The organism is Streptomyces sp. NPDC052036, from assembly GCF_040680495.1.
In the GTDB taxonomy this organism is placed as follows: Bacteria; Actinomycetota; Actinomycetes; order Streptomycetales; family Streptomycetaceae; genus Streptomyces.
This window is the reverse complement of record NZ_JBFAWW010000082.1, coordinates 1-10,192: the sequence shown is the minus strand read 5'-3', so window position 1 is coordinate 10,192 and position 10,192 is coordinate 1. Positions and strand designations below refer to the sequence as shown.

At 69.8% G+C, this 10,192-nt stretch carries 10 protein-coding genes and 2 pseudogenes; 10 read left to right on the top strand and 2 right to left on the bottom strand.

Features of this window, described 5'->3' with window-relative positions:
* Positions 1-246: transposase (locus AB0L95_RS41305; RefSeq protein ID WP_365171717.1), on the bottom strand; the 246-nt coding region annotated here is incomplete at its 3' end.
* A gap of 870 nt (positions 247-1,116) precedes the next feature.
* Here AB0L95_RS41305 and ltrA point away from each other — a divergent pair.
* The 3 genes from ltrA to AB0L95_RS41290 all read left to right on the top strand — a co-directional run bounded on the left by ltrA (position 1,117) and on the right by AB0L95_RS41290 (position 3,383).
* Positions 1,117-2,319: a group II intron reverse transcriptase/maturase gene (ltrA, locus tag AB0L95_RS41300; protein WP_365171715.1), complete on the top strand. Its 1,203-nt coding sequence runs from the start codon at positions 1,117-1,119 to the stop codon at positions 2,317-2,319.
* Positions 2,320-2,671: 352 nt separating this feature from the next.
* Entirely contained in the window at positions 2,672-3,094 is a 423-nt protein-coding gene (locus tag AB0L95_RS41295) for a DJ-1/PfpI family protein (RefSeq protein WP_365171713.1), read from the top strand.
* A gap of 37 nt (positions 3,095-3,131) precedes the next feature.
* Positions 3,132-3,383 carry a hypothetical protein gene (locus AB0L95_RS41290; RefSeq protein WP_365171711.1) on the top strand — a complete coding sequence of 84 codons (252 nt, stop codon included), beginning with the start codon at positions 3,132-3,134 and terminating at the stop codon, positions 3,381-3,383.
* Positions 3,384-3,501: 118 nt separating this feature from the next.
* Here AB0L95_RS41290 and AB0L95_RS41285 read toward each other — a convergent pair whose 3' ends face one another.
* Positions 3,502-4,416: a zinc-binding dehydrogenase gene (locus AB0L95_RS41285; protein ID WP_365171709.1), complete on the bottom strand. Its 915-nt coding sequence runs from the start codon at positions 4,414-4,416 to the stop codon at positions 3,502-3,504.
* 185 nt (positions 4,417-4,601) lie between these two features.
* On the opposite strand from AB0L95_RS41285, the gene AB0L95_RS41280 reads away from it, so the two are divergent.
* The 7 genes and pseudogenes from AB0L95_RS41280 to AB0L95_RS41250 form a co-directional block, all read left to right on the top strand.
* Entirely contained in the window at positions 4,602-4,931 is a 330-nt protein-coding gene (locus AB0L95_RS41280) for a transposase domain-containing protein (protein WP_365171707.1), read from the top strand.
* Positions 4,928-5,368 carry a transposase gene (locus AB0L95_RS41275; protein ID WP_365171705.1) on the top strand — a complete coding sequence of 147 codons (441 nt, stop codon included), beginning with the start codon at positions 4,928-4,930 and terminating at the stop codon, positions 5,366-5,368. The genes AB0L95_RS41280 and AB0L95_RS41275 overlap by 4 nt, the downstream gene beginning before the upstream one ends.
* Before the next feature lie 234 nt (positions 5,369-5,602).
* Positions 5,603-6,640 carry an IS110 family transposase gene (locus AB0L95_RS41270; protein ID WP_365171703.1) on the top strand — a complete coding sequence of 346 codons (1,038 nt, stop codon included), beginning with the start codon at positions 5,603-5,605 and terminating at the stop codon, positions 6,638-6,640.
* Between the two features lie 278 nt (positions 6,641-6,918).
* Positions 6,919-8,322 (top strand): annotated as a pseudogene (locus AB0L95_RS41265) (NF041680 family putative transposase); the annotation flags it as partial.
* Positions 8,311-8,427 (top strand): annotated as a pseudogene (locus tag AB0L95_RS41260) (Ku protein); the annotation flags it as partial. The pseudogenes AB0L95_RS41265 and AB0L95_RS41260, both read left to right, overlap by 12 nt.
* 211 nt (positions 8,428-8,638) lie before the next feature.
* Complete coding sequence (locus AB0L95_RS41255) at positions 8,639-9,055, top strand: SsgA family sporulation/cell division regulator (protein WP_365171701.1); 417 nt, start codon at positions 8,639-8,641, stop codon at positions 9,053-9,055.
* Between the two features lie 163 nt (positions 9,056-9,218).
* Positions 9,219-10,192: ISAs1 family transposase (locus AB0L95_RS41250; protein WP_365171700.1), on the top strand; the 974-nt coding region annotated here is incomplete at its 3' end.

Sequence of the window (10,192 nt, the reverse complement as noted above, 5' to 3'; positions counted from 1 at the left end):
CCTCAGCCGGGCCGGCTCGGCCCAGCCGGTGTTCAGCGCCTGGTAGAGGGCCCCGTGCCCACGCCGGTGCTCGGCCTCCAGACTCAGATCGACCAAGGTCTGCACAGGTCCGTCCTTGCACAGGATCGCGTCGGTGAGCTCGAAGAGCGCGTCCGCACGGGCGTACAGACACTCATAGAACTCGACCCGAAAGCGGGATAAGACGTCCAACGCATCACCGGCGGACCCAGGGACTGGGAAACTCATACACAGCGGCCGTTCTCTCGCACTTCGTGACTCGACATCTCGAAGCGTGGAGAACGGCCGCCTCGGCTGTCCCGGGAAGAACCGCAGATCAGCAGGTCGGGTGACTGGCGAGGTTAAACGTCAAGCGTACGTCCAGCAGCTCGGGCATCGTCCCAGCTCAGAGGAGGTGGAGGCGATGTAACCGGGCGTCAAGCTCAGGATAGCCAGCCGGTGGAAGTCCGGTCCGGGGAGACGCCAGGGTCCCCGGTAGCTGACTCCCGGCGTTGTTCGAGAGGGCGGCGTCGAAGTGGAGTGACGAGTGCCCTTCGGGGGCGTGCGACCGGCCAGTCCGCAACATGAAGTGAAGCCTGCAGCGTCGTAATTTAACCCCCGCCCGTGGGCGGGCCAAGGAGGAGCCGAGCCTGTGCTTGAAGGGCGAAGGCCATGGAAGGCGATCTTGGACCTGGAGCGGTCGCCGAGGAACCTCCCGGCGTAAGGGGCGTGGAACGGTCGGAAGGTTGTCCTGGGAACTGGAGAGATCCTCCTCGGCCCCGCGCATGCGGCGCGGGAAGCGTGGCTCGCCTATAACCGGCGGAACCGGGAAGTGGCGGGCTGCCGAGAGGAAGTCGGAGGGGGCCGTAGTAGTGCCGATCGGCGGGACAGCACAACCCGCCGGGAGCGAAGGGCCTCTGCTTCATCGATGCGATCCGCGAACAGGGAGGGAGCCGGGTGAGTGCCGTATCGGCTAGGTCCACCCGCCGGGAGGAGGGCCCCGCAGGACCGGGTGGCCGTCCTTTGGACAAGGTCCGAGCCTTGCAGTGGACGCTGTACCGCTGTGCCAAACAAGAACCCGAACGCCGGTTTCATGCCCTGTATGGCCATGTTCACCGCATGGACGTTCTTCGGCGGGCCTGGGCCGGTGTGTGTGCGAACCGGGGTGCCCCCGGCGTGGACGGCGTGACCGTCGAGGCGGTGGCCGCCTCCGGGGTGGAAGAGTTCCTCCAAGATCTGGCCGAGCGGCTGCGGACGCATACGTATCGTCCGTCAGCCCTGCGGCGGGTCGTGATCCCCAAACCGGGGCGGCCGGGGGAGTTGCGGCCGCTTTCGATCCCGACCGTGGCGGACCGGGTGGTGATGACGGCCGCGAAACTGGTGCTCGAGCCGGTCTTCGAGGCCCAGTTCACCGAGGCGAGCTACGGATTCCGGCCCAAGCGGTCCGCGATCGACGCGTGCGAAGCCGTGCGTGTCGCAGCGAACCAGCGGCAGGAGTGGGTGTTCGAAGCCGACATCCGGGACTGCTTCGGGACGATCGGGCATGACGCCCTCGCCGCCCAAGTGGCGCGGCGAGTGACGGACCGGTCGATGTTGAAGCTGATCCGTGCATGGCTGCGGATGGGAGTGCTGGAGGGCGGGGTGAGCGCCACAACAGGCGCAGGAACCCCACAAGGCTCACCGATATCTCCGTTGCTCGCCAACGTGGCCCTGCATGTCCTCGATGAGGCGTGGCAGGAGCGCGGGCAGCGGTTGGGGACGTTGGTGCGCTATTGCGACGACTTCGTGGTCTTGTCGCCGACCAGACAGCGCGCCGAACTGGCGCGGGACCTGGCCGCGGAGGTGCTGGGCGGGCTCGGGATGCGTCTGCATCCGGAGAAGTCCGGCATCGTCTGCCTCACCCGGGGCGGACAGGGCTTCGAGTTCCTCGGCTTCCACCACCGCAAGGTGGAGTCGTGGAGGTGGCGGGGCAGGTTCTACCTGCAACGCTGGCCCTCAACACGGGCGTTGGGGGTGCTGCGGGACAAGATCCGCGCAGCGACCTCCCGCTCCCGGACCGAGCGGCCGGTGGCTGCTGTGGTGGCCGAGCTCAACCCTGTGCTGCGAGGCTGGGTCGGATACTTCCGCAACGGGAACTCCGGACGGAAGTTCAACGCGGTAGACGCCTATGTCCACGAACGGCTGGCGATCTTCGCCAGCCGAAAACACGGCCTGCGGGGCCGCAACTGGACCACCCGCTACACCTACGGGTGGATCAGTCGGCTCGGGGTCTTCCGTCTGAGCGGGAACGTGCACTGGGCGACGGCGCATGCCAGCCGGTGAACGATGTCGGAAAGCCGGATGCGGGAGAACTGCATGTCCGGTTTGAAGCGGCGGGGACTGGAAACGGAGCATCAGCCACCGCGCCAGTCCCCGACCCTACTCAGCGCGCGCTTACGTGTTCCCAACACGCAAGATCACCTACGGCGGTTTCCGCTGTTTCGAGATCGGCACATCCGATACCGAACCCGTACCGACCGCGCCGCCGGAAACTCGCCGGCCCGGCCCAGTCGGCCCGCCTACAACGATCCGGCCAGCGCTAGGTCCGCCCCGGCCTCGCCGCCGTACACACCGTCACCGAAACACTCTCATTTCCCGGCCGCGATCGGATTCCTGGCCGCCTTCTACAGTTCTCGTGCTGCCCCGCGCGATGGACGCGACGACGACCGCTGTCGCACGGCCTGACGGCTCTTCGGCACCTACGTCCGTCGACGGCCGCGTCGAGTTCCGGATGCGTACCCTCGCGGTGATCGGACCGGTACGCACCGCTGCCGGATGGCGGCTCGTATCCACCACGCCGTTCGCACGGACGCCGCGACTGGATGTGGTCTGCGTCCCCGGCGGCGGCGGTCAGATCGCGCTGATGGACGACGAGGAGGTCCTGGACTTCCTCAGGAACCAGGCGGCGGGCGCCCGCTACGTCACCTCCGTGTGCACCGGGGCGCTCCTGCTCGGCGCCGCTGGCCCGCTGGACGCTACCGGGCGACCACCCACTGGACGTCCCACGACCAACTGGCGCTGTTCGGCGCCACGCCGGTGCGAGAGCGCCGGTCGTTGACGGCGGTCGGATCACCGGCGGGGGCGTCACCGTCGGCATGGACTTCGCCCTCGGCGTGCTGGCCGAGCTCTTCGGTGCGCAAAAGGCGGACGCCGTCCAGCTCGCCGCCGAGTACGACCCGCAGCCGCCACGCGCGCTGGGGCGGCTGGAGCTCGCCCGCCCAATGCTGGTGGCGCGGGTCCGGGCACGAACCAGCACCCGGCAGGAGCAGCGGTTGCGCGTCTCCACCGCCGCCCCGGAGCGCCTGCGCGGCGGCGGCCCGACCAGGGCGAAGAGCGGGGACAGGTGAGCCTGCGGGAGCGTACTTCCGCGGCGGCGCGGTGCGGCCGACCGCTGGAGCCGTCCGGGACGGCGCCAGCGGTTCGGGCTGATCGCTCAGCGTGATGCCGGGCCCGCGGCGTCAGGCCTCAGTCGAGGTCCAGTACCGCCTTGCCGCGGATGGTGCGCCCGAACAGCGCCTCAGCCGCCTCTGCGGCGCGCTCCCAGGAGCCGCGCCAGCCGATCTGCGGGTCGAGCCGCCCGGCCGCCAACTCACCGACCAGGTAGGCGATATCGGGTCCCAGACCGCTGCCGATGGTGAACACCTCGATGCCGCGCCCGCCGCCGCGGAGCCGCTCGGCCTCGAAGTCGATCGTGGACGGCTCCAGCGAGGCCTTGCCGATGGACTGCACGCTGCCGCCCACCTCCACCAGGCTGTAGGCCTGCGCCAGCAGCGGCCCGCCGACGTTCTCCAGCACGCCGAAGACCGGCGCGGTCACGCCGTCCAGGCCCACCACGACCTCGGACGCCCCGAGTTCGCGCAGCCCCTCGCCGCGCGCCGGGCTGCCCACCGCGGCCACCACCTCGGCCCCGGCCCGCGCCGCGAGCTGCACCGCGAACCGGCCGACCCCGCCGGAGGCGCCGGTCACCAGCACCCGCCGGCCGACCACGGGGCCGAGCCGGCGCAGGGCCCGCAGCGCGGTCACGCCGGCGACCGGCAGGGTGGCGGCCGCGCCCAGATCCAACCCCTCGGGCACGACAGCGAGTTCACCGGTGTCCACGGCCCGCAGCTCCGCCCAGCCGTCGCTCCAGCCAACTGTTGCCACCCGGCTGCCGACGGCCGGTCCGGAGCCGTCCGCCGCCGCCTTCACCACCACACCGGCCGCGTCCGAGCCGGGCACCTCGCCCGGCTTGCGGAAGTCGGAGATATAGGCCAGCTCCCCGAAGTTCAGTGCCACCGCCCGCACTTCCACCAGTGCCTGGGAACTCCCGGGTACCGGTTCCGGCGCCTCCCCCAGGCGGATACCGCGCGGTGCGTCGGGATCATGAATCAGAGCGTGCATGCGAAACGCCCCTCCTTGCAGTCGTCTTGCCGCCGTCATCGGACCTCAGCAGCAACTCGCCCGGCCAACGGGCTATTCCCAAGGCCGTGAAGTTTGCGGCTGGGCGAGGTCGTCAAGTGTGCTGGGACGAGCAACGGAGTACCTGGTAGAACGGTGTCGACCAAGATCACCATGCAGGGACTCCGTTGGATACCCAGTCTGTCATCACCCGTACTGTCCGTGTGGCCGGGGGCCGCTTCGCGCCTGGCCACATCGGTGAGCTCACCCAGCTCATACCCTTCGAGATGGTCGACGCGGCCCTGAAGGCCACCGGCCGGGTCCAGTCGAGGCTGCGGGATCTGCCGTCCCGTGTGGTCGTCTACCTGCTGCTGGCCGCGTGCCTGTTCCCGGAGACCGGCTATCCGGGGGTGTGGCGCAAGCTCACCGGCGCGCTGGCCGGCCTGCCGGTGGCCGCGCCGTCGGCGAGCGCGCTGGCCCAGGCCCGCCGCCGTATCGGCGCCGCACCACTGAAATGAAATGGCTGTTCGACCTGCTGAAAGCCCCCGTGGCCGGTCCGCACACACCTGGGGCACGATGGCGCGGGCTGCTGGTGGTCGCACTGGACGGCACCACCCTGACCGTGTCCGACAGCCCCGCGGTCCTGACCAGGTTCACCAAGCAGGCGGGCAACCACGGCGGGACCGGATACCCGCAGGTCCGCCTGCTCGCCCTGGTCGCCTGCGGCACCCGCACCCTCATCGACGCCGTCTTCGGACCCACCACCGCCGGCGAGACCACCTACGCCCCGCGCCTGCTGCCCAGCCTCCGGCCAGGGATGATCCTGCTCGCCGACCGCAACTTCGGCGCCCAAAAGCTCGTGGCCGACATCGCGGCCACCAAAGCCGAGGTCCTGGTCCGGCTCAAGAACGGCCGCCGCATGCCTGTCCTGGCCCGCTACCGGGACGGCTCCTGACTAGTTGAATCGACCCCAGATGCTCGGTCTGCAGCCGTAGCGTCCAGGGTGTTGGTCGGCACGGGCCCGCAGTGCTCCTTGCCGCCTTCGGGCTGGCTCACTGATAGCGTGCCGCCGCCGGCCGACACCCGCGCGGTGTGGCTCGACAGAGGCATGAAGGTGACACGGTGACTTCAAGTCAGGGTGCCCACCGCACTCCCCTTCCTGTCTCATCGAGTGCGAGGGCAGCAGCCTGTGATCCTGATCGGTGTCGATCCCCACAAGTCGTCCCACACCGCCGTCGCCGTCGACGCCGCCGGCCACCAGGTGGCTCAGCGCCGGTTCGCCGTCAACGCCGGCACCTTCCGCCAGCTGATGCGCTGGTGCGAGCGGTGGCCCGACCGTCGTTTCGCGGTCGAGGGCGCCGGCGGCCTGGGCCGCTCGCTCGCCCAGCAGCTGGCCGCCGCAGGCGAGACTGTGGTCGACGTGCCCTCCACCCTGTCGGCCCGGGCCCGGCTGCTCGCCACCGGTGGAGACCGCAAAACCGATGCCAAGGACGCCCTCCACGTCGCCCAGGTCGCCCTCTTCCGCCACGACCTGCGCCTCGTGGTCCAGGAAGGCCAGACCACGATCCTGCGGCTGCTGACCGAGCGGCGCGACGACCTGGTCCACGAGCGCACCCGCGTCCTCAACCGACTCCATGCCGTCCTGCACGATCTCCTGCCCGGCGGAGCACCCACCGGCCTGTCGGCCGACAAGGCCGCCGCCTTGATGAAGCGCATCCGCCCCGTCACGGCCACCGACAACTGCCGCCGGGACATAGCCCGTGACCTGCTGGCCGACCTGCGCAGACTGGACCGGCAGGTCAAAGACAACGAAGCCGAAATGCGCGAGGCCATCGCTGCGACCCGCACCACCCTGACCACCCTGCCGGGCCTGGGCACCGTGCTGGCCGCGAAGGTCATCGGCCACATCGGGGACATCAGCCGGTTCCCCACCGAACACCACTTCGCCAGCTACACCGGCAGCGCACCCCTGGACGCCTCCAGCGGCAACAACGTCCGCCACCGGCTCAACACCGGCGGCAACCGCGCGCTCAACTCGGTCCTGCACACCATCGCCGTCTGCCAGATCCGCGACGGCGGGCGCGGGCAGGACTACTACCTCCGCAAGATCGCTGAGGGAAAGACGCCTTCGGAGGCCCGCCGGGCCCTCAAGCGACGACGCCTCTCCAACGTGGTCTATCGGATCATGAAACGAGACCAACGGAACCACCTCGCTCAAGCCGGTTGACACACAGAGGCGCTATCAGGCCACTCCGCGGCGGAGACCCGGGCCGGCGGGGCGGCACATCGCCGACAAGCCACCATCGCTGGGGCAGCAAAGAAACGAGCCAGCCCCGCCGGTGCCCGTCACTCTGTCACCACCCGTAGGCGCGTGTCTCAGCTTGACGTTTAACCTCGCCTGTCACCCGACCTGCTGATCTGCGGTTCTTCTCGGGACAGCCGAGGCGGCCGTTCTCCACGCTTCGAGATGTCGAGTCACGAAGTACGAGAGAACGGCCGCTGCGTATGAGTCTCCCGGTCCACGCGCCCGCGGGCGAGGCGTTCGACGTCTTGTCCCGCTTTCGGGTCGAGTTCTACGAGTGCCTTTACGCCCGCGCGGATGCGCTCTTCGAACTCACCGACGCGGTGCTGTGTGCGGACGGGCCGGTGAAGACGCTGGTCGAGCTGTCGCTGGCGGTCGAGCACCGGCGCGGGCACGGGGCGATGTACGCGGCGTTGGACCGGGGCTGGGCGGAGCCGGCCCGGTTGCGGCGCGCGCTGGCGGGCCTGCCGCTGCCCAGGGCGGCCGACGGGCGGATCGTGCTGGCTGTGGACGTGAGCAACTGGCTCCGCCCCGACGCCCCGACCAGCGAGGACCGTTTGTTCTGCCACGTCTACGGACGCGGTGCCCGCAGTCGGGATCAGTTCGTGCCGGGCTGGCCGTACTCCTTCGTCGCCGCTCTGGAGACCGGCCGGACCTCCTGGGTCGCGTTGCTGGACGCCGTGCGCCTCGGGCCGGCGGACGACGCGACCACTGTCACCGCTGCCCAACTGCGCGACATTGTCGAGCGGTTGATCCAGGCCCAGCAGTGGCGGGCGGGTGATCCGGAGATCTGGATCGTCATGGACTCCGGCTACGACGTCGCCTACCTCTCCCACGCCCTGGCCGACTTGCCCGTCGTCCTGGTCGGACGCCTGCGCTCGGACCGCGTCATGCTCCGCGACCCCGGTCCCGCCCGCTGCGGGCCGAAGGGCGGACGGCCGCGCCGGCACGGCGGCGTCCTGAGCTTCACCAAGCCCGACAGCTGGCACGAACCCGAGGTCACCACGGTCACGGACACCACCCGCTACGGCAAGGCCGAGGCCAGAGCCTGGGACCGGATGCACCCCCGACTCACCCACCGCGGCCCCTGGCTGGACCACGCGAAAGAGGAACTACCCGTCCTGCACGGCACGTTGATCCGTCTAAGGGTCGAGCGTCTGCCGGGCGACCGCGACCCGAAGCCGGTCTGGCTGTGGTGCTCGGCCACCGCCGCCACACCGGCGGACGTGGACCGCTGGTGGCAGTCATTCCTCCGCAGATTCGACCTGGAGCACACCTTCAGGCTCATGAAACAGACCCTCGGTTGGACCGCACCGAAGGTCCGTCACGCGGACACCGCCGACCTGTGGACCTGGCTCGTCATCGCCGCCCACACCCAGCTCCGCCTGGCCCGGCCACTCGCGGAGGACCTTCGCCGGCCCTGGGAACGACCGATCGAGCCCCGCCGACTCACCCCCGCCCGAGTGCGGCGGGGGTTTCGCAACGTCCGCGCGACCGCGGCCCGTCCTGCGGCCGCACCGAAACCGTCCCGGCCAGGGCCGGGACGGCCCGCAGGCTCGAAGAACAAACGCCGGGCCAGGCGCCACGACTACGGGGAGATCGGCAAGGGATACGAGATGCCCGGCGGTCGTCTCACCCCGGTCACGGACGAAGAGCTGCGGGCCCTGCCGCTGCCCACCGCCCGCGCGATCGAGCTGATCGCGTTCATCCCGGCCTCCGGTGGTCCAACTGGCTCTCCGCGCACGGCGGAAGAGCGGCCTCCTGCCCTCCGTCGCGCACGAAAGCCACGTCGCTTCTGCGAATGAACGCGGTGACAGAGGTCACTCGAATCCGGTGAACCGCATCGGCTGATTCCGACGTGTCTTCCAGTGCCCGGTCTCATTCACCCGGGCGTTCGTCCAGCCGTCACAAGGGAGCAAGGCGTTGTCCACCGTCATCGAGTACCTTGTGGAGACGCGCCTGGTCGCCGCCGCCCCGCGGATGCCCAGCATTCCCGCCACGCTGCACTACGACCCGCGCGACCCGTTCGCCGTCCGCATGACCTTCCCGGCCCCGGCCTCCCTCGAAGGGGAGGAGGTCTGCTGGACCCTCGCACGTGACCTCCTGGCGGCCGGTCTGGTGGAGCCCGAGGGACGCGGTGACGTACGGGTGCGGCCGTACAGTTTGGACCACACCGTCCTGGAGTTCCATGCCCCCGAGGGCACCGCCATGGTTCTCGTGCGCAGCGAGGAGATACGGCGCTTCCTGGAGGCCGCCGGCGAGCTGGTGCCCTTCGGTCTTGAGCACCTCCAGCTCGACCTGGACCGCGGTCTCGCGGAGCTGATGCGCGACGCCTGCTGACGGCACCTCCGTCGGCGCCCCAGGGCGATTGCAAAGTCGCGGTGATCTCGTGAGTGTGCAGGTCACGGCGGTGTGACGATGCCGGGGTGGCGCGCGACCGGACGCAACGAAGCTCCGTTGTGGAGGTGACCTTGCCAAGTCGCCTGCCCACAACGGAGCTCCGATGTGCCGTCAGTCTGCCACCGTCTGTCTGGTCAAGTCGCCCACACGTCAGCACTGTGCGACGGGTCCACTGGCCGAGCGGCTGGTCACGCTGGCCGATCCGCGCTGCCGGCGCGGGAAGCGTCACCCCTTCGTGGCAGTGCTACTGATCGCCTGCTCCGCTGTGGTGGCCGGAGCGAGGAGCTTCGTGGCGATCGATGAGTGGGCCACAGACGCGCCGCAGGACGTTCTGGCCCGGCTCGGTGCCCGCACCGAGACTGCCCTGGCCGTGCGGGTCCCGCCCAGCGGCGCGACGATCCGCCGGGTCATCAAGGACACCTGCCCCGGCGGCCTGGCCGACCTCCTCGGTCACGACCCGGCCGGCACCGACACCCTCGCGGTCGACGGCAAGAGCGCCCGCGGCTCGCGTCTGGATAACACCCCGGCCGCCCATCTGCTGGCCGCGATGACCGGCACCGGCATGACCGTCACCCAGCTCAGGGTCCCTGAGAAGACGAACGAAATCACCTGCTTCGCCGCCCTCCTGGACCCCTATGACCTGCGAGGAGTCACCGTGACCGGCGACGCGCTGCACACCCAGCGCGGCCACGCCCGCTTCCTCGTCGAAACGAAGAAGGCCCACTACGCCTTCACCGTGAAACGCAACCAGAAGAACCTCTACACCCAGCTGAGCACCCTGCCCTGGGAGAAGGCAACGGCGAAGTTCTACGACCACACCACCGGCCACGGCCGCAAGGAGACCCGGGTCGTGCAGGCCCTGACCGTCACCGACCTCGGCGTCGACTTCCCCCACGCCGCCCAGGTCGCCAAGGTCGTACGCCACCGCACCGACACCAAGACCGGAAAGCAGAGCCGCGAAACCGTCTACGTCATCACCGACCTACTGAGGTTTTCAGGGTGGGGTCGGTGGGTCGATAGCCAGGCTGGTGGCGGTGAGGCAGCCGTCGGTGAGGTGGGGTCGGAGTTGGATCCTGC